Origin of the sequence: Allochromatium warmingii (assembly GCF_900107145.1) — a bacterium.
GTDB classification, from domain to species: Bacteria; Pseudomonadota; Gammaproteobacteria; order Chromatiales; family Chromatiaceae; genus Thermochromatium; species Thermochromatium warmingii.
Map to the genome: position 1 here is coordinate 1 of NZ_FNOW01000087.1, position 1,454 is coordinate 1,454.

Sequence of the window (1,454 nt, forward strand, 5' to 3'; positions counted from 1 at the left end):
ATTCGCTCTCCGTTGATAGCACCCGTGCGGGCGAGCAACTGGAGTCCTGGTTGAGCAGTCCCAACCGGAGGCGCTCAGTCCGCGCCTGCACGATAGCCTTCACCTGTCGATACGGCGTGAACCGTTCGATGTCTGGATCCGTCAACCGTGCCAGCACGTTTTGCGCGGCGTTCTGGTCGGCGTCCAACACCTCCCCGTCGCAACAGTGAAACCGATCCCCTTGCCGTGTGCCGAGGAGGCAGCCGTTGCGAGAATCGATTTGCGAGGTATAGGCCGGATTGACCAGTACGACCGTCGAACCTCGACGGTGTGAAACACTATCAAGTGCTTCGGCAATGACGCCTTTCGTCCAAGCTGCGAGCCGACGATTGACGTTCTTGCCGAAGGACTTGCTCGCCATCGGCGCGGTTAAATCTTCTGCCGCGATCACGGCGGCTTTATCGACAACGGCGTGAACCGATTGAAAAACGACATCCCGAATCCGCGCCTGGGTCTTGCCCATCTGCCGATCAAGCTTTTTGCGCCCGAGGTTGAATTTGCGGATGTGCTCGCGTTTGCGCGGATTGCGGGTGCGGTTGGCGAGGGCACGCAGTTTGGATCGGCGCTGGTATTTAACTTTGAGCCGGTCGGATGTTTGCGTGAGGCGTGCGCCGAGTTCCTGACCGTGATGGTCGCCATCGGAGTCAACTAACACTTCAGAGTAGCCTTTATCGACGCCAATGGTGCGCTCACCACAGTCGTGTTTGACCTCGACTTCAACCGTATAGTGGACTTCGATACGCTCCGCGTCGGTGAGGATGATCCGCAGGGTGCCGGTGGGCGCAACTGTGGTATCGAGCGGAATGGCGATCCGTTGGCCGTGTTCGAGACTGGGGATTTTGATCCAAGCCCGCCCGCCCAGTTGGAAAGTGGTGTAGTTGTCCGAGCGAACGATGATCTGATTGTGGGTATGATTGCGCCCTCGTATCCAGTGTTGGCGCATCATCCGGCGCAGATAAGGATCTTTTGTCCAGTCATTGCGCTTGAGCGCGGTGAACAAGCGTTTTTGCTCGACTTTATCCTGAGTATGACGCCAGATGCCGCGCCGCGCCTTGACCTTAGCCGCTTCCAGATTGGCAGTGATGTTGCCTTTGGCATCGCGTAGCGTTTCTTTCCAGGCATTGGCTAAGACCGGAAAGGTACGCCCTTCCCGCAGCCAAGCATCGCGAATTTGACGATCCGACACGCCTACACCCTGAATTGAGCCAAAGCGTTGCCAGACCTCAGAACGGATCACGCCCAAACGCCGCGCCTGTTCGCGCAAGGCCGCGACCTTACCCTTGTTCAGGCGCTTAACACGCAAAATCCGCGTCACTTTCATTGAAACATCTAGCCGCTTTGCTGGTAAAAATAGTGCGTTCCATGAGTTATAAATACACGATCACGCATTAGTTGCAAGACTAGAGTTTAGCTCC

At 56.7% G+C, this 1,454-nt stretch carries 1 protein-coding gene; it reads right to left on the reverse strand.

All coding sequences use genetic code 11. The annotated features are described in order from the left end of the window. Window positions 1-1,360, reverse strand: a 1,360-nt coding sequence (locus tag BLW10_RS13560; protein ID WP_091335588.1) for an RNA-guided endonuclease TnpB family protein, incomplete at its 3' end; no start/stop codon positions are given. Between the last annotated feature and the right edge of the window lie 94 nt (window positions 1,361-1,454).